Source organism: Bacillus sp. 2D03 (genome assembly GCF_003946765.1).
GTDB classification, from domain to species: Bacteria; Bacillota; Bacilli; order Bacillales; family Bacillaceae_G; genus Bacillus_A; species Bacillus_A cereus.
The window spans coordinates 413269-435949 of record NZ_RPSJ01000004.1; the positions used below are offsets into that span (position 1 = coordinate 413269).

The following is a 22681-nucleotide window of genomic DNA, read 5'->3' on the forward strand; positions in this document are numbered from 1 at the left end:
GTTTTAAAATTGAAAACGTTTTATATACAGGGGGAAGAATGATGCTTGGGGTTTTCAAAAAAAATATTAATAAAACAAATGCCAGTATAATCGAATTAAGTAAGGACCAACAAATAACTTTTAATGTCCCTACTAATTCTGAATTAAAAATTCAAATGGATATGCTACATATTTCAAAAGAAGATTTACAAGTTGTAAAAGTACTACAGCCTTTTATTTATGCAGAAATTGATTGGATTACTGAAAAATTCTATGCCAACATTACAAAACAACCTAATTTAATTACTATTATTGAACGTTACAGCTCTATTCCAAAACTAAAACAAACTTTAAAAACACATATTAAAGAATTATTCAGCGGCAATATGCATGAAGATTTTATTGAACAGCGTGTTAGGATTGCCAAAAGGCATGTACAAATTGGTTTACATCGAAAATGGTATACTGCTGCTTATCAAGAATTGTTCCGCTCTATCATGAAGATTTTGCAAACCAAAATAACAACAATCGATGATTTTTCCTATTCTATAAATGTTATAAATAAATTATTTACTCTTGAACAAGAACTTGTTCTTGCAGCTTATGAATCTGAATATGAAAGAATGCAAAAAGAGCATGAGAAAGAAAAAGAACTAACTGCTATGACAATTACGCATATCGCAACAGAACTAGCTGCTGTATCTGAAAAAACAAGCTCTTCGATTCAAAAACTAACCGCCAAATCTGAAACTATTGTAGAGATTGCTAAAACAGGTACATCATTAGCTACAACATCTGAAGAAAAAGCCAATAAAGGGAAAGAACAATTAAACCAGCAAAACAAACGAATGGGATCTATTCAAATGAATATGGAAACGATTATTACAGATACTCATGAACTCCTTAATATTTCTAACAAAATTAATGAAATCATAGATATTGTTAAATCGATTGCGGAGCAAACCAATTTACTCGCACTAAATGCAGCTATCGAGTCTGCACGTGCTGGAGAATTTGGGAAGGGGTTTTCTGTTGTTGCTGGTGAAATTCGAAAATTATCAGAGCAAACGAAAGAATCTATATTTAACGTTACAAAGCTCGTTGAAAAAACAAATGAACAAATTACCCGTGTCTCGTCTTCCGTGAAACAAATTAGCTCTCTCGTATCGGAAGGAACGGATAGTATGTCAGCAACAGATCGATACTTCCAAGAAATTGTAAAAGATATGTCTAACTCAAAAGAACAGAATAAGAAAATTGAACACGAGCTACAAGCTATTTCACAAGTAATGAAAGGAATTCAAGATGATTCCTCACAAATGGCTCTAACAGCCGATAATTTACAACTAGAACTAAATCGATAAGATAAAGTGAAACTTTAATCAACGGGGGTTTTGTTTATCCCCCGTTGATTATCAGCCCTCACCAATCGGGCTTTTACGGGCAGCCCGCCCCCCACCTAACTTCTTTGCTTTCGCTAATTTTGAGGTGGGGGTCTTACTGCCTGGAAAATAGCGGGATCAAATTCAAGTCAGGCATACTTTTCATCTGCACTGACTACTAAATTTCATCTTCCATCAAAAAAAGAATCCAGAATGGATTCTTTTTATTTTCTGAAAAATATTTTTTGACAATACACATAACTCATATAAACACCAAAGCTCTGCAAAATGAACAATGCCGGCATAATTACATTGTAATATGCCATATCTACTTGAAAGAGCTTTAACAATACGTAGCCACTAATTAAAAATAAGAACAACATATATCCCTCATTTTGTTGTTTCTTAATAAGGAAGTGTAATAGAGCTATAGTCATAAACAATGTTACGGCTATATATATCAGTTTTTCACATTTGAAAAGAATAGAATTTACCCCTTCATCTGAAAACTGATTTATCATCGGCTCTAAAAGTTTAAATCTTTCTCCCTCAATCTCTTTTAACTTTTGATCAATATGCTCTGTTACACTTTGATTTTTCGATATTTTTTCTTCATGTTGCGTCTTTCCAATTAAAACAGATTGAACATACGTCTCATTTGAAATCGTATATTGTGACAATCCCATTGCCTTAATTCCATAATTCACACTAAAATGGGCACTATAAAATAGAATGAGTATCCCTATCATTTTTAGTAACACCTTTTGTTTCGTTGCTGATTGAAATACTTCGATTAATAATACATATACCGTAATAAAAATAGGAAGAAATAATCCCATTGGGAAAACCATATTACTAAATGCAAATAAAATCGCTGAAAACACCCATATATAAGGATGATCTAATCCTTTATATAAAAGTATGTAACAAGCAAAATAAAATAAAAATATTGCAAGTGATTCAGGAGTTAATACGGAACTCATGAATATATTTGGAATATACAGAGCATAAAAGATAGAAGCAATACGACCGCATTCTTCTCCAAAAACCATTCCCGCAATACGATAAATAAACAATGCTGTTCCTGTGCAAAATAGCACATTAAATAGTTGTAAAGCGAATAATGAATCACCAAATATACGAATAATTACCGACTCATATATAATAAAAGGCAAATGAGTTACAGTCCCTATATTATTACCAATTGCAATCTGCTTTGCAGACTCATACATCACTTTCATATCACCAATTATTGGAGCATCTACAAATAACAGCATACTAACCCTCACAACTATAGATATACTTATAAGAAAAATAAGAAATTGTTTATCTGTAAAACGATATTGTAGAATTGATGCCACTAACAAAATAAGTATGACGAAAATTGCTAATATGATTGTTACACTTGTTGTACTTCCTCCAAAAAATTGCTTACTTGTCTCAAATGCTGCCCAACAACTATAAACAAAAAATGCGAGCATCGCACCGATTGTAATTTTATTGAAGAAAGATGAAAAATTTGTTTGTATATGATTCATATGTCCATTGCACCTCTATTTCCATTCATAACAAAACGATTCTATCATGAATGGGTACACGGCTGATAGGGAATTTCTATGACAAATACATAGTCATTACTTTTTACTTGCAATGTAAGCGAATCCTCTTTTACACTACATTTTAGATAAAATAAATTTTCTTTCAGTTACATGAATACAAATACAGAAGTTTAAATAATCCTCTTTTGGAATACACTTTACTTCATTAAATATCTAATATGAGTAATCTGCTTACACATATTATTCTGATTGAAAACAGACTATAGGGGCTGAATATATGGAAAAGAAATTCATGCGAGAATCTAAAGCAATTAAGACAACACGTGTTTTTCCTAACGATTTAAATAATCACCAAACACTTTTTGGAGGGAAATTATTAGCAGAAATTGATAGTATTGCTTCAATTGCGGCTGCAAGACATAGTCGTAAACATTGCGTAACAGCATCTATTGATTCAGTTGATTTTTTAACTCCAATTCACCAAGCTGATTCTGTTTGTTATGAAGCATTTGTATGTTATACAGGGAAATCTTCAATGGAAGTTTTCGTAAAAGTAATCGCAGAAAACTTATTAGCAGGCGAGCGTAGAATTGCTGCTACTTGCTTCATTACATTTGTGGCAATAAAAGATGGAAAACCTTCATCCGTACCACAAGTACTTCCTGAAACTGAAGAAGAACATTGGTTACACACAACCGGTTTAGAACGCGCGGAAAACCGAAAAAAGGGACGTTTAAAAAGTAAAGAGATGGCTGAAGTTTTAACTTTAAGTAAGCCATGGAATATATAATACGATACTCTCACTTCATACATGCACAGGTTTATTTCATCCTTGCATGTATTTTTTATTGTAAAAAATTCCACCTCTTATCTTTTATTTACTGTTTGCCTCCTAAAATAATCCACCAGTTTTTCCTTTATTTTGCTATACTATTAATGGTATATTAGATAAGGTTCGTTTAAAAATAACTATAATATAATTAAGTATATAAGGGATGGTGCGATAATGTCTATTGAGGTACCAATTTCAATACCAAAAACGTTAATTATTATTCCTGCGTATAACGAGGAAGAAGCAATTGCAGATACATTAACAAGATTATTAAAACTAAAACAGCATTTTACAGAATTAAGCATTTGCGTTATTAATGATGGATCACATGATAAAACAGCTCAAATCGTAAATGATTTTCCTGTTCACCTTGTGAACTTACCATATAACCTAGGTATTGGCTCAGCTGTACAAACTGGTTATAAATACGCTTATGAGAATGGATATGATATTGCGATTCAGTTCGATGCTGATGGGCAACATAATCCTGATGATTTGTACAAAATTATAAAACCTATTGCTGAAGACCAATGCGATATGGTGCTAGGTTCACGTTTTACAGAGAAAACAGCCTATAAAGGTAGTATTTCTAGAAGAATTGGTATTTTTTATTTTACTGCTCTACTGAAAGTACTAACAAAACAAACCTTTATGGATCCAACTTCTGGGTATCGTGCTATCAATAGAGAAGTAATTAAGATTTTTGCACATAATTATCCAAAAGATTATCCAGAACCAGAAGTCCTTATTCATTTAAAAAAGAAAAAATTACGCATTAATGAAATATCCGTAAATATGCAAGAGCGTCAAGGGGGACAATCTTCTATCACACCTCTTAAATCTGCATATTACATGATTAAAGTAAGCCTTGCTATATTGATGCAAAAAATTGTGAAAGGTTGATAATAAATGCCTATAATTACCTTTTCATTTATCTTCATTCTATTATTATTTTTATTAATTATTAATTCCATTCGTCGTGGAGCTTTAGAAACTAAATATGCTATTTTATGGATTTTTGTTTGTGTTGCAATGGCTATTTTAAGTTCTACTGAAAAAATTATAAATTGGATTGGCCAACTATTACACGTAGAATATCCTCCATCTGTTTTATTCTTATTTGGACTATTATTCTGTTTCATATTAATTTTTGACTTAACAAGAAAAATTTCTAAATTACATCATCAACTTGTAACGTTAACGCAAGATTATGCGTTATTAAAGCAAAAATTAAAAGTAACGCAACCTGAAACCGATAAAGAATAGTTTTCTATTTAAATATCAATATATACAAAAAAACATCTTAATTTTTTAAAAAAATTAAGATGTTTTTTATTGCAAACTATTTTTTTCTAATTAATAATTTACTAATTTTCATAACAGTTGCCACGATCCCAACTCCAATTATAATAAATAAGAATGGTATTAACGGTAATGCATATCGTTCATATGCAACATAAAAACATGTTAAAGCTGTTTGCAATAAAAGGATTGACCATAAAAATGTAGTCTCTCTCCACCTTTTTAAAAGGAAAATAAATGAAAGTACTGTACATATTAAAAACGTCGTCTTAATAAAATTATATATTTCATTCATATCCTTTGCAGAAACATTGAATACTTCAATATTATGCTCTATAGAATAATACGGTTTTTTCCAAAGAATTTCTGGCTTCAAAACTAAATAACTCTCTATCATAGATTCCTTATCAGTTTTCCACCATTCCTTCATTTTATCAATCGCTATTTTTTCTTCTAATTCCATAAATTCATGTGCTTCAAGATTAGGGTATTTTGCATGTAACTCTATTTCAAGTTCCCCCATATCCTTACCTTCTGGGTAACCTTTCCCTTGATACGTTCCAAGTAATAACGGATTCCCTGCCCCAGCAGTTAGTGGGATAAATTTATCAAATTGAATGTAATTGCGAGCCCACCATGGTCCAAGTACGATAAGTCCTATTCCTATGCTTATAATCGCTTGCTTCATCATAATACGGAATGGGTAGCGTTTCATTAAAAGATACCCAAATAGTAAGATTGGATATAAGGCAATTTGTACACGGAGGTACAGTGCTAAAAAGTAGAAAATTAATACAATCAGAAGATGTTTCGTTTTATGAGTATCAGCTAATTTTAAACTCCAATATACTAATCCTAATGAAAGGAATAGAAATGGTCCTTCTGTTAAAGTTAAATTTTCCATAACAATCTCTGGAGGATACACAGCTAATAAGAAAGCACCTATTAATCCTGCAGCAGAATTCAATAAATAAGTACCAATCTTATAAGTTAGCAAAATACTAAGTACCCCTAATAGGATAATAATTAATTTTGCTACAAAAAGACCTTCACTGCCATTTCCAAAAAAATAAAATACAACAGCTAATAAAGCTGGAAAACCCGGCATAATATGAATCGTTGGTTTATCTGGTTCATGATATGTTAACATCCCTGTTTCCAATAAAATATTTGCCGTTTTTTGATAACCTATATCATCGCTAGCTATAGATAGATCTGCACCATGTGTTTGTAAAGTTGCAAAACGAAGTGCAAAACCGACTATCATAATAATCCCTAAAAGGATTATATTAGATTTGCGAGTAAATCGCCCTAACATCTCATCTTCTCCCTTCAGATACATAATTTTCAAAATATATTTCTATATTTTTACAACACAATACGTTCTATAATAAATACTTTTTATACAAAGTACAACAATAGAAAGTTGATTTACAAAGTTTATATGCGTTAAACTTATACAGATGTTCTTGTAATCTTCTTCCTTCCAAAAGGCTTGTATATATGATGCAAGACATAAAAAACTTGAGGAGATAAAAATTCTATGATGGAACAAAAGCAACTTGTTTCTGTTGTCATACCCCTGTATAACACGGAAAAATATATTGAAGAAACGATGCAGTCAATACTAGATCAAACATATAAAAACATTGAAATTGTAATTGTAGATGATGGAAGTAAAGATCAATCACCTTCTATTGTGAAAAACCTTGCTGAAAAATACCCAGGGCAAGTAAAATACGTTCATCAAAAAAACCAAGGTGTTTCGGTAGCCCGTAATACAGGTATCGAAAATGCTAGCGGAGAATATATCGCTTTCCTTGATAGTGACGACTTATGGCATCCAACTAAAATTGAGAAACAAATCGAGAGTATGCATAAAAACAACATGGACGCGTGCTATTGTGGTTATATGAATTTCTACGAAGAAACAGGCGAAAAGCTTGAGCATACAACAAACTTTATTAAAGGTGATATGGCAAAAGCATTCCTAACACATCAAGTTGTTGCTCAAACAAGTACTTGGATTTTCAAACGATTCATCGTAATGGATCATAACATTCGTTTTACACCAGGATGTAGTTGGGGAGAAGATTTAGAGTTTTTATTTAAACTTATGAGTTTGACAAATGTATGTTATGTCGATGAATACTTAACTTATTATAGAATCTTATCAGAAGGAAATCTTTCTTCTAAGTATAAAGATTATGAATTAAAAACAACAAAAGAGCTAGAAGTATTCAATCGTATGAAAGATTGGGTACATAATAAATCTCAAGACTTCATTACGAAAGACCCTCAGTCACTGATTGAGATTCTTGAGACTTATTTATTCCCTTATACAGTCATCAATAACGCTTGTATATATATTAAAGAAAACTCTCGATTAGATAAATCACAAGTTCAATTAATCAAAAAAGATATAAGGAAATATTGCCGTAAAATCTATTCAAAGAATGGAAAGCGTAGTAAAAAACTATATGCAATGCTTTGGTTTGTACGAATTAAATTTCTGTTTTCTTAAACTGAAAATATAACGATACTCTCTCTTTCTGTGAACAAATTAAATTTACAAATAGGACAAACTAACCGGGTCCTAAAGAATAGAAAGGTCTTTTCTCATGAAAACAAATAAAATTCTAAAAAACGCATCCTACCTCTTTGTAGGAAACATTACTGTCCGCTTTGTACTGGCTATTGCAACAATTTTCTTTGCAAGATATGTTTCTCCAAGTGATTACGGTATGTTTACAACTGCGTTAGCAGTTTCAGCTGTTATTTGTTACTTTACAGATGCAGGTTTAACACATACGTTTATGCGTGAAGGAACAAGAAGCGATGCTAATATTAGTGTGCTAATAAGTAGTTATTTACGTATTCGTTTAATATTAGCTATCGTAATTTCTGTACTTTTCGCTATTTTTGCCCAGTTCTTCTATCCCGATGCTTACTTACGTGCGATGGTATATTGGGTTGTCCTACCAACAATGTTCGGAGCAACCTTACAAGGTGTTGGTATGGCTTACTTCCAAGTAACAGAACGCATGCAATTTACAGCTATTATTTCTGTACTACAAGGTGTAACGGCTGCTGCTGCCCTATTACTAGGGATGTCTTTCCAATGGTCACTTATGATGGTTGCTGCCATGTACGGGGTATCTAGTCTTGTAACAGGTGTTATCGCCTTTATAATGACAATACGTTACACGAAAGTCCATAAGGGTTGGGATAAAGGCATTTTAGATCAACTACTTATTTTCACGATCAACGGAATCATTATTATGCTCTTACCACAATTGGGCCCTATTATATTAGAAAAAGTTTCAACATATAAGCAAGTTGGATTCTTTGGTGCTGCATCTAAAATACCTGCTGTACTATATCAAATACCTGGAGTAATTGCAGCTGCTTTTTATCCAAGACTTTTTGCTTTTGGTAATGAGAAAAATATTGAAGAACATAGAAAATTATCAAGTTTTGAATTAAAACTTATGTCTTTTTTAGGAATGGGAATTTCTATCCCCTTTATTGCTGATCCAAGTTTCTGGATTGTTAGTTTATTAGGAGAAAAATACGCTCCCGCTGGTGACGCTCTTGCTATTCTAGCGTTTATGGTTATTTTACAATCAATTAACTATCCACTAGCCGATAATTTAACAACGATTGGCCAGCAATGGAAACGTGCAACAACAATGACTATTGGATTAGTTGTTGCCATCATAGGTTATATTGTATTAGGTAGTAAATATGGAATGATGGGGGCAGCTGCCGCAGCCATCATTACCGAAATTACACTATTAATTGGATTTACCCTCTTTATTCGTAAAGGCATGCAATTATTAGTTAAAGGAATTATATTTAATTCCTTAGCCTTTATTATTAGTTACGGTATATACCGAATTGCATTAATCAACTTACCACCATTAGTTGCTTTAACTCTTACTGGTATACTATACGGTATAATCGGAATTGTAATTGATCCTCAAATACGTGGATTCGTTTTAGGATTTATAAAACAAAAGCTTATTCGCAAACATGCTTAAAAGCAAAAAGCTTTTCCTATTTAAAAATGGAAAAGCTTTTTGCTTTTTTATATACCATCATTTTTCTTCAGTAAAAAAATGCTATATATTCCAGCTCAAATTGACTTACTTTCTGAAAATGCCTTATACTAAATTACATGTAAACTATGAACTTCAACGCTTGTAAAAATATATATGCTTCAACAAAAATATATATTTTCTCATGTTAAAACTAAAGAACACACCTTTAAAAATTGGTGTGTTTTTATATGCTACCTAAAAACTAGTTGCTACATGTAACGACTTTCAAAGGAGGATTATCAATTTTTATGAGCATAAAGCCGAATAATAAATTCTTTTCCAAGAAAACAATAATAATTATGCCAATATTATTATTGTGCGCTTTTGCTTTTCATTATTTCTTTTTAACATCTAATCAAGCCTTTTCTGGTACAGGGGATGCGTTACGTCAATTTGGTTTTTTTACGTTTCTTCTACAACATGCCTTTAAAGATGGCAACCTTTTTTGGTCTTTTGATTATGGATTAGGTGGAGATTTATTTGGAGAGTTTAGTTATTATTACAGCACATCACCGTTTTTCTGGATTACACTGTTACTACCTAAACTAAGTCTTGAGCAAGTATATGACGTGAAATTATACATGAGTATTTTAAAAAACTTTTTAGCTATGGTATTCATGTATGGTTCTTTACGTTACCATAATAAAACAGCATTCTCATCTTTTGTTGCTGCTATTATATATGGTGGTTGTATTACTTTCATCCGCCACTCTTTACTATGGGATTTCATGGCTGATGCCATTGTATTTTTACCATTAGTAATATGGGGACTTGATAAATATATTATTGAAAAGAAGCGCGGACTTTTCCTAATCGCTGCTACTTTAATGTTAGCATCAAACTTTTATTTTGCTTTTATCACAAGTATTTTCATATTTATTTATGCATTATTCCAATACTTTGCGACACAACAAAATAAAACGATTGTCTCTTTTCTAACTTATTATATTAGAATCGGTTTATTGTATGGATTATCACTCGGTTTAGCCGCCGTTTGCTTCCTCCCATCAGTTAATGCCGTATTTAGTGCTGATCGACTATCAAAAAAGTTTGAGATACCATTATTATTTGAAGATAAATTTTATAAAGATTTAATGGAAAATATTTTCTTCATGTATAATGCTGAAAATCATCAATTAGCTTTACCAGCTTTAATTTTATTCTTAATCGTATTTGGAATGTTTATACGTGATAAACTCGTTAAAAATAAAGTATTCTTTACGTTATTCATGTTCATTCTGTTTATGCTTCCATATACATATTCTGTGTTTAATGGTTTTTCAGCAATGCAATCTAGATGGTTCTATTTATTTGTATTTGTAATTGCCCAAACAATTGCATACATTCTAGATTGGATGATTATTCATAAGAAAGACTACAAATTACCTTATTTAATAAGTTTATTAGTGTCTATTGGATTATTCATTTATGCATTTTATAGAAAAGCAAATATAAATGTAACTGATAAACCTTTACAAGACGTTGATAACATTTTACTCGGAACTGTCGTTCTTTCTGTTATTACAGTATGTTTATGGCGCTATATTTCTAAATCATTCATACAATTTTTAGTTGTATTGAATGTACTCGTTAGCACAATTTCTATGAATTATATGTATGCGAATAATATACTTAGCACCGTTTACGGACAGAGCCAGATTTCAACTGAAAAGTTACACGAACCAGGCTATGATAATAAAGAAGAAATTGCTGCAATTCGCTACATACAAGAAAATGATAAAGACTTTTATCGTATTCTTAATCCATATAGCGAATATAACACACCGATGCTACAAGGATATCATGGCGTAAGTACGTATCAAAGCTTAGTTAATTATTATGTCCATGACTTTATGAAAAATAAATATGGTGTATTCCAAATGTACGATACACCTTCAATGTTTTATCAAGCTGATAGTCGACTACTACTCGAAAATATGCTAGGTATAAAATATCGCGTATTAAGTGCTGATACAGATTCAAAGAATGTACCTTATGGATATAAACTATTACAGCAAGTAGGACCATATAATATTTACAAAAATGACTATGCTTTACCGTTAGGATATGTATATGATTCGGCTATAAGTGAAGAAGAATTTTCTAAATTAAACTTCGCTCAGCGTGATCAATTATTATTACATGCTGTTGTCGTTAATAATACAAAAGAATTTTCATTAAACCATTTTAATAAACAAGACCTCAAATCAAAGGCAGTATCTATTAAAACGGAAAAAGCAAAATTCGAAAACATGGAAAAACAAGAAAATAAACTAATTGTTCATGGCTTTGGAAATATGATTGTACCTATCAATTATCCTGATACACCTGGTGATCTACTGATAGAATTAAAATTAAAAAATGCAGGCACATTCAATGCAACTGTTAATGGAAAAACGATAGGAAAAGGGGACGATGCTGGTGCATACTCTTATCCGTTAGAAAGGTTTGTTTACAATTTGGGCAATGAGCGTCCAGAAAACCTAACTATCTCTATTGATATGGCAGGTGAGTATGAATTAGGTGACTTGCAAGCAAATATTGTAAACTATGAAAGTGTACAAAAAGAAACAAAAAAACTAACTGAAAATAGGCTTGAAAATATTTATTATAAGAACAATTATTTAAAAGGGGATATCAAATCAAATAAAGACGGGCTCTTATATTTATCTGTCCCATATAGTAAAGGCTGGACTATAAAAATTGATGGAAAAGAAACAGAATTTACGAAAGCGAATTCTGCCTTTATCGGTGTTCCCATTACAAAAGGTTCACATGTAATCGAAATGACTTACGTTACACCTTACTTCAAATTAGGTATGATTATATCAATCATCTCACTAATTATCTGTATAGCTTTACTAATTTTCAAAAATCCAAAAGCACGACGAAAATTTTCTTTTAAAAAGCAATAATGAGCAATCAATGAATCATGAATCTATCCAATTGGATAGATTCATATAAAAACGCATAACATTGTTTTAACCCACTACAAACAAGGAGTGTCAAAAATGACTCTTTCAATCGTTGTACCATGCTACAATGAAGAAAAGGTGCTTCGAGCCTTTTATTCAGAGACTTCTCTTGAAATTCATAAATTAACTACCGATTATGAATTTGTTTTTGTTAATGATGGTAGTAAAGATGATACTTTAAATATTTTACGTGATTTAGCTAGTTCAGATTCGTCAGTACACTACATATCATTTAGTCGAAACTTCGGAAAAGAAGCTGCAATGTTAGCTGGTTTAAAATATGCTACAGGCGATGCAATTGTTATTATGGATGCTGACTTACAACACCCTCCTACGTTAATAAAAGAACTGTTAGAAGGATATAACGACGGCTACGACCAAGTCATTGCAAAAAGAACAAGAACTGGTGATTCACCCGTTCGCTCTTTCGTCTCTCGTCTTTACTATAAAGTGATGAATAAATTTGTAGATATTGAATTAGTAGACGGTATTGGGGACTTTAGACTTTTAAGTCGAAGAGCAGTAGATTCTTTATTATCTTTAAGTGAATACAACCGATTTTCAAAAGGCTTATTTTCTTGGATCGGTTATAACGAATTAATCATTGAATATGAAAATGTATTACGTTCTGATGGAGAAAGTAAATGGACCTTCTCGAAATTATTAAATTACGGAATTGATGGTGTAATTTCATTTAATAATAAACCGTTACGTCTATCTATATATCTCGGATTACTAACAACCATTTTAGGACTTTTATACGTAATCACTACGTTCGTTCAAATCATCCTTGGTGGTGTGGAAGTTCCTGGTTACTTTACTCTCATTTCCGCTATACTATTTATTGGCGGTATTCAACTCATATTCCTAGGTGTTATTGGTGAATATATCGGTCGTATTTATTATGAAACAAAACGTAGACCGCATTTTATTGTAGCTGAAAAGAAAGTTAGTGAAGTTAAACAAAAGGCATAACCAAAAAGTTACTTCTGTAGGTAGAAGTAACTTTTTTATATACTAACATTTACAAACACTTCTTTTGAAAAAATATACATTTTGAAATGATGGCATTATATGAAAGAATTTAGTATCATGATTCAAGGTACTATTTCAAGTTGGACGGAGGATACTATGAGCTTATTAACAGTTGAAAAATTAGGACATACATTTGGTGATCGTACATTATTTAAAGATGTATCTATGCGATTATTAGCAGGTGAGCACGTTGGATTAGTTGGTGCAAACGGTGTTGGTAAATCAACATTCATGAATATCATTACTGGTCAGCTTATTCATGACCAAGGTCGTGTAGAATGGACACCGGGCACACATTACGGCTACTTAGATCAGCATACTGTTTTAACGCCTGGACGTACGATCCGTGACGTACTAGCGGATGCATTTTTACCGTTATTCGAAAAGGAAAAAGCTTTAAATGAAGTTACAGAAAAAATGGGAACTGCTACACCAGAAGAACTAGAAGAACTTCTTGAACAAATGGCAGAAATACAAGATGCACTTGAAGCAGGTGGTTTCTATTTACTAGATATGAAAATTGAAGAGGCTGCACGTGGTCTTGGAATTGATGCTATTGGTTTAGATCGTGATGTTTCAGCACTAAGTGGTGGACAACGTACAAAGGTATTGCTTGCAAAGCTATTACTTGAACAGCCAGAAGTATTATTGCTTGATGAACCTACTAACTATTTAGACGTTGAACATATTCATTGGTTAACAAATTATTTAAAAGAATACCCACATGCATTCTTATTAATTTCTCATGATACGGAATTTATGAACAAATGTGTTGATGTTATTTTCCATCTAGAATTCACAAAAATGACACGCTATACAGCGACATATGAAAAATTCCTAGAACTAGCAGAAATCAATAAAAACCAACATATAAACGCTTATGAAAAGCAGCGCGAGTTTATCAAAAAGCAAGAAGACTTCATTGCAAAAAACAAGGCTCGTTATTCAACGACAGGTCGTGCAAAGAGTCGTCAAAAGCAACTTGATCGCATGGAACTTATTGATCGCCCAGAAACAGCAATTAAACCTGAATTCTCATTTAAAGAAAGTCGCGCAAGTAGTCGCTTCGTCTTTGAAGGTGAAAATGTAGAAATCGGATATACACATCCGCTACTACCAAAGCTATCAATGACGATCGAACGTGGTGAAAAAATTGCTATTGTTGGATGTAACGGTGTTGGTAAATCAACGTTACTAAAAACAATCTTAGGTAAAATTAAGCCTTTAAGCGGTAAAACAAGCCTTGGTGACTTCTTAGAGCCTGCATACTTTGAGCAAGAAGTTAAAGCTGACAATATAACACCAATTGATGATGTATGGAATACATTCCCTGGTTTAGACCAGCATCAAATTCGTGCGATGTTAGCAAAATGCGGATTAAAAAATGAACATATTTCTCGCCCATTAAGTCAATTAAGTGGTGGAGAACAAGCAAAAGTTCGTTTATGTAAGCTAATGGGTGAGGAAAGTAACTGGCTACTATTTGATGAGCCGACAAACCATCTTGATGTTACAGCAAAAGCGGAACTTAAGAAGGCTATGAAAGCATATAAAGGAACAATCCTCCTTGTATGTCACGAACCGGACTTCTATGAAGATTGGATCACAAAAGTTTGGGATGTCGAAGAATGGTCTCAAAATAGTAAGTAGTCTTTAAGTAAAAACTCCTTGTGTAGACAAGGAGTTTTTACTTATTTTTATTAAGAATTTTTTATATTGTAGTATCCTATAAGGCGTAATCGAAATTCTTTTAATTCCGGATACGCCTCTAAATTTGCTAACATACCTCTAATTACCGGAATTCTTGGATTAAGCAATCGTATTTCCGCCTCTAAAACATCTAACGTTACTAGCAACTCATCATCCTCTAATTGATCCGCTAAATTACGCTTAAATACAATAATGTCTTTTAAAAAATGCTCTTTAACTTGTTCCTTAATGAGCTCTGATTTACAAAGGAATTCTCCAAGCTTTTCTTCATGTAAAATAGGTTCTTCCGAAGATTCTACTAAGCCATCTACTAAATGATCTACTCTTTTTAAAATAAAAGCAGCGACATACGATAAATCAATTTCTGGTGCTTGTAAAATAATTAACTCTAAATAACCACGGCATATGCCTTCTACTATAATTACTAAATCCAATAAATATGGCATAACCTTTTCACCATAAATGGACAATAAACTATTCCGATAAAATGCATGAGACTCTAACTTCATCCGCATCATAAATTCTTCTACTTCTTTATTAAACGGAATTGCATTTTCTCTCGCATGCATAATAATAAATTCTTTATGTTTTTGTATATCATTAAACTGACAATGTAATTGTTTTGCAAATTTTTCACGTGGTAATAAAGACTCTTGTTCAATATCCAGCATTTTCTTTTGGATTTTGTCATAATAATATCGAAGTGTCGCTAATAAAAGCTCATCTTTCGATTTAAAATATAAGTAAAAAGCTCCTTTAGATATACCACTAGCTGTCACAATTTCCTGCACTGATGTCGCATTTACACCCTTAGTAGCAAATAACTTCATAGCCGATTCTATAATTAAACGCTCTTTTTCTTTCATATCTTCTCTCCTAAATTTAATCTCGCATCTTATTATAAATGTATTATACCATCCCTTTTTATTGACGATTGACCGAACGGTCAGTTATATTATGTATTAGACTGACCAGTTGGTCAATATAATACAAAGGGAGCGCAAACATGAACAAAATCATCAATTTCTCGTTAAAAAATAAGTTCGCAGTTTGGCTACTAACCATTATTGTTACTATTGCGGGGATCTACTCTGGACTCAATATGAAGCTGGAAACAATTCCTGATATTACAACACCGATTGTGACAGTAACTACGGTCTATCCTGGTGCTACACCAGAAGAAGTAGCTGATAAAGTTTCAAAGCCGATGGAAGAACAACTACAAAATTTAAGCGGTGTTAACGTTGTGAGTTCATCATCTTTTCAAAACGCATCTTCTATTCAAGTAGAATACGATTTTGACAAAAATATGGAAAAAGCAGAAACAGAAATTAAAGAAGCTCTCACAAATGTAAAACTCCCAGAAGGTGTTAAAGATCCTAAAGTTTCACGAGTAAACTTCAATGCTTTTCCCGTTATTTCGTTAAGCGTAGCAAGCAAGAATGAATCTTTAGCTACTTTAACTGAAAATGTAGAAAAAAATGTTGTACCGGGATTAAAAGGACTTGATGGTGTTGCATCTGTTCAAATTGCTGGTCAACAAGTAGATGAAGTACAGCTCATCTTTAAGAAAGATAAAATGAAAGAACTAGGACTAAGTGAAGATACTGTAAAAAATGTGATTAAAGGATCGGATGCATCTTTACCACTTGGCTTATACACATTTAAAGACACGGAAAAATCAGTTGTTGTAGATGGCAATATTACAACGATTAAAGCATTAAAAGAACTTAAAATCCCAGCTATACCTTCCTCACCTAACGGTCAAGGTAGTCAAAATGCTGGCACTGGTGCACAAACGCCACAAATGAATCCAGCCGCTATGAACGGGATTCCAACAGTTACATTAGATGAAATTGCTGACATTAAAGAAGTTGGGAAAGCAGAATCCATTTCTCGAACAAATGGAAAAGAAGCAATTGGAATTCAAATTGTGAAGGCCTCTGATGCAAATACAGTTGATGTTGTAAATGCAGTAAAAGATAAAGTAAAAGAACTTGAGAAAAAGTATAAAGACTTAGAGATTATTTCAACATTCGATCAAGGTGCACCTATTGAAAAATCAGTAGAAACAATGCTGAGCAAAGCAATTTTCGGTGCTATCTTTGCGATCGTTATTATTATGCTGTTCCTACGAAATATTCGAACAACGTTAATCTCTGTCGTTTCAATACCACTTTCTTTATTAATTGCTGTTTTAGTCATAAAGCAAATGGATATTACGCTTAACATTATGACACTTGGAGCAATGACCGTTGCTATAGGCCGCGTTGTCGATGACTCAATTGTTGTTATTGAAAATATTTACCGACGTATGTCGTTATCAGAAGAGAAATTGCGCGGAAAAGATTTAATTCGTGAAGCTACGAAAGAAATGTTTATCCCAATTATGTCTTCTACCATCGTAACAATTGCTGTATTTTTACCACTTGGACTAGTAAAAGGTATGATTGGTGAAATGTTCTTACCATTCGCCTTAACTATCGTCTTCGCTTTATTAGCATCATTACTAGTAGCAGTTACAATCGTACCGATGCTAGCTCATTCCTTATTTAAGAAAGAGAGCATGAGGGAAAAAGAAGTACATCATGAAGAAAAACCAAGTAAATTAGCAAATGGGTATAAACGCATACTTGCATGGGCTTTAAATCACAAAATTATTACATCAAGTATCGCTGTCCTTCTATTAGTTGGTAGTCTTGCACTTGTACCAGTTATCGGTGTAAGTTTCTTACCTTCTGAAGAAGAAAAAATGATTATCGCAACATACAACCCTGAACCAGGTCAAACGTTAGAAGACGTTGAAAAAATTGCAACAAAAGCTGAGAAGCACTTCCAAAATAATAAAGACGTCAAAACAATTCAATTCTCATTAGGTGGCGAAAACCCAATGAGTCCTGGTCAATCAAACCAAGCAATGTTCTTCGTGCAATATGATAACGACACGAAAAACTTTGAAAAAGAGAAAGAACAAGTCGTTAAAGATTTACAGAAGATGTCTGGCAAAGGCGAATGGAAAAACCAAGACTTCGGAGCAAGTGGCGGTAGTAACGAAATTAAACTATACGTTTACGGAGATAGCTCAGAAGACATTAAGCCTGTCGTAAAAGATATTCAAAATATCATGAAGAAAAATAAAGACTTAAAAGATATAGATTCTAGTATTGCAAAAACATATGCAGAGTACACTTTAGTCGCAGATCAAGAAAAGCTGAGTAAAATGGGCTTAACGGCTGCTCAAATTGGAATGGGACTTTCTAATCAACATGATCGACCTGTTCTGACAACAATTAAAAAAGACGGTAAAGATGTCAACGTATATGTCGAAGCTGAAAAACAAAATTATGCAACAATCGATGACTTAACAAATCGTAAAATTACAACACCACTTGGTACTGAAGTGGCTGTGAAAGATGTTATGACTGTAAAAGAAGGTGAAACTTCGAATACAGTGAAACACCGCGATGGCCGTGTTTATGCAGAAGTAAGTGCAAAACTAACATCTGATGACGTTTCAAAAGCATCTGCCGCTGTTCAAAAAGAAGTAGATAAAATGGATCTTCCTTCTGGCGTAGATGTTTCTATGGGCGGCGTTACAAAAGATATTGAAGAATCATTTAAGCAACTTGGCTTAGCGATGTTAGCTGCGATTGCCATTGTATACTTCGTTCTTGTCGTTACATTTGGTGGTGCCCTTGCACCATTCGCAATTTTATTCTCGCTACCATTTACAATTATCGGAGCTCTTGTTGCCTTATTAATCTCTGGTGAAACATTAAGTGTATCTGCAATGATTGGGGCGCTTATGTTAATCGGTATCGTTGTAACAAACGCAATCGTGCTTATCGACCGCGTTATTCATAAAGAAAATGAAGGACTATCAACACGTGAAGCTTTATTAGAAGCTGGTGCAACACGCCTTCGTCCAATTTTAATGACTGCAATTGCAACAATTGGTGCTCTTATCCCGCTTGCATTAGGATTTGAAGGTAGTGGCTTAATTTCTAAAGGACTTGGTGTAACGGTAATTGGTGGATTAACAAGTTCAACGTTATTAACACTTCTTATTGTTCCAATCGTTTATGAAGTATTAAGCAAATTTAAAAAGAAAAAAACAAAATAACAAAAAATAACCTCGCTAACTGCGAGGTTATTTTTTATTTCCAAACAAGACTAGAAAATCACCATAGCCTTCTTTCTCTAATTCCTCTTTTGGAATAAATCGAAGGGCTGCAGAATTAATGCAGTAACGAAGTCCATTTGGTCCTGGACCGTCTGGAAATACATGCCCAAGATGTGAATCTCCTTCCTTACTTCTCACTTCTGTACGCGTCATATTATGACTCACATCCATCTTTTCTTTCACACTTGCTGACATAACTGGTTTTGTAAAACTAGGCCATCCACATCCACTATCAAATTTGTCTAGAGAAGTAAATAGCGGCTCACCGGAAACGATGTCTACATAAAGACCTTCCTCTTTATGGTTCCAATACTCATTTCGAAATGGTGGTTCTGTACCATTTTCCTGCGTTACATAAAACTGCATCTCATTGAGTTTTTCTTTTAAATGAGCATTATCCTTTGGCCAATGTTGCTTAATAAAAGCATCTCGTCCTGAGCCTTTACGATATAACTCATAGCGGAATGTGTTTTTCTTATGATATCCTTGGTGATATTCTTCAGCTGGATAAAATGTAGCTGCTGGTAGTATTTTTGTCGCAATTGGTTTTGAAAAGCGCCCACTCTGCTCAAGTTCTTCTTTTGAGGCTTCTGCTTTTTTATGTTGCTCTTCATTATGATAAAAAATCACTGTTTCGTAAGACTGTCCGCGATCGTGGAATTGTCCACCTACGTCGGTCGGATCAATTTGTCTCCAATATATATTTAATAACTGCTCATACGGCATTTTATTTGCATCAAATGTAATTTGTACCGCTTCATAATGTCCTGTTGTTTCTGAGCACACTTCTTTATACGTTGGGTCCTCTTTATGACCGCCTGTATAACCTGAAATAACCTGTATAATGCCCTCCATCTCTTCAAATGGAGAAACCATACACCAGAAACACCCTCCAGCAAATGTAGCTAACTCTACCTTTTCATTTACAGCCATTACTTCACCCCTATTCTATATTCTCCTTACAGTATGGCATAAGAAACATAATGTTATAAAAGAAAAAGCATCGAACATCGATGCTTTTTCTTTACTTCACTTTATTTTTTCCAACATCCTTCTCCATTTCATCACTTGTCACGTCTAAAACATCTAGTAAGAAAATGAAGATTGGAATACCGATAATCAGTCCCCATACACCTAAGAAGTGCTCTGAGAAAATTAATACCATAAAAGTATAGAAAATCGGTAAATTTGTTTTTTGCGACATAAACTTCGGATTTAATACGTAACTTTCAAGCGCATGAATCACTGTTACGATAACTAAAATATAAACAACGTACATAATACCGCCAATATTGTAAGCAATCATACAAAGTGGGAATAACGAAATGATAACCCCCGCTACTGGAATTAATCCAAGCAAGAAAATCATTAATGCTAAACCTAATAATTGCGGGAATCCTAATATCCATAATGCGATAACTGAAAGAACACAGTTAACAACAGCAATTAAAAATTGTGCTTCGATTACCTTTCCAAATGAACGTGCAAATTTCTTTCCGAAGTACTCAATTTCAGTATAGAAAATTGCAAGCCTGCTTTCTTTAAACTTTGCAGTAAAACCAACAATACGAGATTTTTCTAATAAGAAAAACAAACTCAAAATTAAAGAAAGTAAAACTTGAAGGCCAAATTTACCAACATTCGTAATCGATTTATACAAAATGTCTACGCCTTGTCCTACATATTTAGAAAGCTCCATATGATTGACAGCATTAACTGCATACTTAATTAGTTCACTATCTGGTGGGTTTCTTAAAAATACATTGAATTGGTAAATCAGTTGTGAAATTTGTATCGTCAATACTGGTAAATATTTAAATAGCGTAATAGCAATTCCACCAATTAACATTACATATAGAAATGCTATAATAATTTTTCGATTAATAGGCATGAAATGATCTAATTTGCGGGAAATAAACTTTTGGAATCGATCCATTAAATACGTGAGAATAAACGTAATTAATATTAAATTCAACATACTTTGCAGCCCGTATAACACGAGAGCAAGTATTACTAATACGAGTAACCTCTGAAATCCTTTACTTTGAAACAGGTTTTTTATTTGCATAATCGACGAATACTCTCTCCTGTCCTATAAACTAAAACGTTAATAAGTAGATTTCTCTCTCTTTTCTACTTTTAATTATTCATTCATATTAAGATTTTTATAAACTCATTATATGCCTACCTTAACAGGTATATAGTAGCTTACTTCTTATTTTACAATACAATGACCTAATTCAAAACGTATTCTACATAGTATTAATGAAGATTTAAGGAAACTTACATTTTTTTAAATAGGTCTTACCACTACTGTAACATAAAAAGCAAGCTATCAGTAGAAATCTGTCCTACAAATAGCTTGCTTTTCTTGTTTTTTAAGTAAGTTTTACTATCCAATGAATGGTATGAACATTGGGATGACAACTACTGTTACAACCCCAACTACTGTTACAGCAATACTTGCCATCGCTGCCTCTACCTCACCCATTTCAATTCCTACCGCAACTCCTAATGCATGACCCGCTGTTCCAAGTGCTAAACCTTTTGCAATCGGATGTTTCACTCTAAATGTTTTTAAGAATAATGCTCCTAATGCGTATACGATAACTGCGTTGAAAATAACTGCAAACGATGTAATTGCTGGAATACCACCAATACTTTCTGAAATTGGTAACGCAATTGCTGTTGTTGCTGCTTGTGGTAGCATTGAATTCATTACTGCTGTATCTAAACCGATTGCTTTTGCAACAATGAACACGACAATTACTGAGCAAATAGATCCAACCACGATAGCTGATAAAATTTGCCACCAATATTTTTTCAACTTATCAACTTGTTTATAGAGTGGGATAGCAAATGCAATGGTTGCTGGCTCTAAGAAGAAACTAATCATTTTTCCGCCAGTATTATATTCTTCAAAAGTAAAGTTACCTACCTTTAGAAAGACAATCCCTAATACCATCGCTACGAATAATGGCGTAAATAGGAAAAACCCTTTTGAATGCTTGAATAATAATGTTCCGATTCCGTATGCGATTAATGAAACGACGATTCCGAAATATGGAGTCATTGTGCTTGCCATGTTCATTACCTCCTAACAATATATAAATGCAATGGTTACGCAACCTTTCCGTGCTTGCGTCCTTTATTTACTACTTTCAATTCTTTTGTATCTTCTGTTTCTTTTTCATCTTTTCCTAAAATAAATTGTGCAAATAACCCTGTTACAGCGAGTAAAATAACTGTTGCTACAACAATTACAGTTAAAATTTGTACAAAGTATTGCCCCATTACACCAAGAGAATTAATAACTGAAATACCTGATGGGACGAATAAGAATCCAATAATACCTGTTAAAGCTGTTCCGAGTGATTCAACTTGCTCCAATTTAATAACTTTTAAACATAATAGACTAAATAAAATAACTAACCCGATTACCGATGAAGGCATTGGAATTGGTAAATGTGTTGCAATAATATTAGAAATTAACATAATAGCTGAGAATATGAATGCTTGTGATAAGAAACTATATACTTTTTTCGTACTCATTTTGGCCACCTCTTTCGATTTGGTACCTTTATTGTATAGGATACAAACGCATAAGTAAGCGTTTACATA

Annotated in this window: 17 protein-coding genes and 1 pseudogene; 11 read left to right on the plus strand and 7 right to left on the minus strand. The window is 33.0% G+C overall.

Going from position 1 to position 22681, the window contains the following annotated elements; translation table 11 throughout:
• Positions 1-41 precede the first annotated feature (41 nt).
• Together EBQ15_RS32030 and EBQ15_RS32035 are read left to right on the plus strand one after the other, a co-directional pair.
• Positions 42-587: pseudogene (locus EBQ15_RS32030) on the plus strand (protoglobin family protein); the annotation flags it as partial.
• A 54-nt stretch (positions 588-641) separates the two neighbouring features.
• Positions 642-1343: a methyl-accepting chemotaxis protein gene (locus EBQ15_RS32035; RefSeq protein ID WP_370658441.1), complete on the plus strand. Its 702-nt coding sequence runs from the start codon at positions 642-644 to the stop codon at positions 1341-1343.
• 242 nt (positions 1344-1585) lie between these two features.
• Here the strand turns inward: EBQ15_RS32035 and EBQ15_RS12665 are convergent, their stop codons facing one another.
• Positions 1586-2899, minus strand: a complete 1314-nt coding sequence (locus EBQ15_RS12665; RefSeq protein WP_001015637.1) for an ArnT family glycosyltransferase — start codon at positions 2897-2899, stop codon at positions 1586-1588.
• Between the two features lie 298 nt (positions 2900-3197).
• Here EBQ15_RS12665 and EBQ15_RS12670 point away from each other — a divergent pair, with 298 nt between their 5' ends.
• The 3 genes from EBQ15_RS12670 to EBQ15_RS12680 all read left to right on the plus strand — a co-directional run bounded on the left by EBQ15_RS12670 (position 3198) and on the right by EBQ15_RS12680 (position 5018).
• Positions 3198-3710, plus strand: a complete 513-nt coding sequence (locus EBQ15_RS12670; RefSeq protein WP_000412120.1) for an acyl-CoA thioesterase — start codon at positions 3198-3200, stop codon at positions 3708-3710.
• Positions 3711-3926: 216 nt separating this feature from the next.
• Complete coding sequence (locus EBQ15_RS12675) at positions 3927-4655, plus strand: glycosyltransferase family 2 protein (RefSeq protein ID WP_000021476.1); 729 nt, start codon at positions 3927-3929, stop codon at positions 4653-4655.
• A gap of 6 nt (positions 4656-4661) precedes the next feature.
• Positions 4662-5018, plus strand: coding sequence for a DUF2304 domain-containing protein (locus tag EBQ15_RS12680; protein WP_001121767.1), 357 nt, complete (start codon positions 4662-4664; stop codon positions 5016-5018).
• Positions 5019-5094: 76 nt separating this feature from the next.
• Here the strand turns inward: EBQ15_RS12680 and EBQ15_RS12685 are convergent, their stop codons facing one another.
• Complete coding sequence (locus tag EBQ15_RS12685) at positions 5095-6372, minus strand: glycosyltransferase family 39 protein (RefSeq protein WP_000901469.1); 1278 nt, start codon at positions 6370-6372, stop codon at positions 5095-5097.
• 225 nt (positions 6373-6597) lie between these two features.
• Between EBQ15_RS12685 and EBQ15_RS12690 the strand changes: the two genes are divergently transcribed.
• The 5 genes from EBQ15_RS12690 (at position 6598) to EBQ15_RS12710 (ending at position 14817) form a co-directional block, all read left to right on the plus strand.
• Positions 6598-7578 carry a glycosyltransferase family 2 protein gene (locus EBQ15_RS12690; RefSeq protein ID WP_000970518.1) on the plus strand — a complete coding sequence of 327 codons (981 nt, stop codon included), beginning with the start codon at positions 6598-6600 and terminating at the stop codon, positions 7576-7578.
• Positions 7579-7675: 97 nt separating this feature from the next.
• Positions 7676-9097, plus strand: a complete 1422-nt coding sequence (locus tag EBQ15_RS12695) for an oligosaccharide flippase family protein (RefSeq protein WP_000856129.1) — start codon at positions 7676-7678, stop codon at positions 9095-9097.
• Positions 9098-9405: 308 nt separating this feature from the next.
• Positions 9406-12072 carry a YfhO family protein gene (locus EBQ15_RS12700; RefSeq protein ID WP_000023705.1) on the plus strand — a complete coding sequence of 889 codons (2667 nt, stop codon included), beginning with the start codon at positions 9406-9408 and terminating at the stop codon, positions 12070-12072.
• A gap of 96 nt (positions 12073-12168) precedes the next feature.
• Entirely contained in the window at positions 12169-13107 is a 939-nt protein-coding gene (locus EBQ15_RS12705; RefSeq protein WP_000175827.1) for a glycosyltransferase family 2 protein, read from the plus strand.
• Between the two features lie 156 nt (positions 13108-13263).
• A complete protein-coding gene (locus EBQ15_RS12710) occupies positions 13264-14817 on the plus strand; it encodes an ABC-F family ATP-binding cassette domain-containing protein (protein ID WP_000055410.1) in 1554 nt (517 codons plus the stop codon).
• A gap of 50 nt (positions 14818-14867) precedes the next feature.
• Here the strand turns inward: EBQ15_RS12710 and EBQ15_RS12715 are convergent, their stop codons facing one another.
• The gene (locus EBQ15_RS12715) at positions 14868-15743 is read right to left on the minus strand and encodes a TetR/AcrR family transcriptional regulator (protein ID WP_000659644.1); all 876 of its coding nucleotides are present in this window, start codon (positions 15741-15743) and stop codon (positions 14868-14870) included.
• A gap of 140 nt (positions 15744-15883) precedes the next feature.
• Here EBQ15_RS12715 and EBQ15_RS12720 point away from each other — a divergent pair, with 140 nt between their 5' ends.
• Positions 15884-19000, plus strand: coding sequence for an efflux RND transporter permease subunit (locus EBQ15_RS12720; RefSeq protein ID WP_001033485.1), 3117 nt, complete (start codon positions 15884-15886; stop codon positions 18998-19000).
• 27 nt (positions 19001-19027) lie between these two features.
• On the opposite strand, the gene msrB is transcribed toward EBQ15_RS12720, so the two are convergent.
• The 4 genes from msrB to lrgA form a co-directional block, all read right to left on the minus strand.
• Entirely contained in the window at positions 19028-19993 is a 966-nt protein-coding gene (gene msrB / locus EBQ15_RS12725) for a peptide-methionine (R)-S-oxide reductase MsrB (RefSeq protein WP_000290173.1), read from the minus strand.
• A gap of 91 nt (positions 19994-20084) precedes the next feature.
• Complete coding sequence (locus EBQ15_RS12730) at positions 20085-21128, minus strand: AI-2E family transporter (RefSeq protein WP_001166010.1); 1044 nt, start codon at positions 21126-21128, stop codon at positions 20085-20087.
• 324 nt (positions 21129-21452) lie between these two features.
• Complete coding sequence (gene lrgB, locus EBQ15_RS12735; RefSeq protein ID WP_000168868.1) at positions 21453-22145, minus strand: antiholin-like protein LrgB; 693 nt, start codon at positions 22143-22145, stop codon at positions 21453-21455.
• Positions 22146-22180: 35 nt separating this feature from the next.
• A complete protein-coding gene (lrgA, locus tag EBQ15_RS12740; RefSeq protein ID WP_000104901.1) occupies positions 22181-22612 on the minus strand; it encodes an antiholin-like murein hydrolase modulator LrgA in 432 nt (143 codons plus the stop codon).
• Positions 22613-22681: the final 69 nt, after the last annotated feature.